Annotated in this window: 1 protein-coding gene; it reads right to left on the bottom strand. The window is 69.0% G+C overall.

The features are described from left to right. Positions 1–811, bottom strand: a protein-coding gene (locus ACYVOM_RS41065; RefSeq protein WP_460309055.1) for an IS5 family transposase whose coding sequence is annotated in 2 segments (ribosomal slippage) — positions 1–463 and positions 463–811 — 812 coding nt annotated over the 2 segments. Because the reading frame shifts where the segments join, the coding sequence is not laid out codon by codon here. This gene is flagged as partial in the annotation. Positions 812–822: the final 11 nt, after the last annotated feature.

The raw sequence follows: 822 nt of genomic DNA on the forward strand, positions 1-822 counted from the left end.
CCTGCTTGGTAGTGGTGGGCGAGTTTGTCGTAGCGGGTGGCGATGGCGCGCCATTGCTTGAGCCGGTTGATGCAGCGTTCGATGACGTTGCGGTGCCGGTAGGCGGCGGGGTCGAAGGCGGGCGGGCGTCCGCCGTTGCGGCCTCGTCGCCTGCGTCCGGCCTGCTGGTCTGCGCGCTCCGGGATCGTTGCGGCGATACCTCGCCTTCGCAGGTGGGCGCGGATGGCGCGGCTGCTGTATGCCTTGTCGGCGATGACGCGCTCAGGGCGGGTGCGGGGTCTTCCCCCGCCCGGCCGCGGCACCCGCAACGTGTTCATGAGCTGCGGGAAGACCGTGCAGTCGTTGACGTTCCCGGCCGTGATGACGAGTGCCAGGGGCAGGCCGCGGCCGTCGACCGCGAGGTGGACTTTGCTGGTCAGCCCACCCCGGGACCGGCCGAGGGCTTGGCGGTTTGTCCCAGCCTGCTCCCCTTTTTGCGGGCGCCGGCCGCGTGCTGATGCGCCCGCACGATCGTGGAGTCGATGCTCACCGACCAGTCCAGGCGGCCGACCGCGTCGTCGTGGACCTGGACGTGCTCCAGCAGCCGGTCGAACGTCCCATCGGCAGCCCACCTGCGGTAACGCTCATAGACGGTCTTCCAGTTGCCATAACGCTCCGGCAGATCCCGCCAGGGAACACCCGTCGCCAGCTTCCACAAGATCCCGTTCAACACGATCCGATGATCCAGCCACCGGCCACCACGAGCCGCCTGAGCAGGCAGAAGAGGCTCCACCCTCGCCCAGGCGGCATCGGTCAGCTCATGACGACGCACCATGCACGCCA

The organism is Actinocorallia aurea (assembly GCF_054783995.1).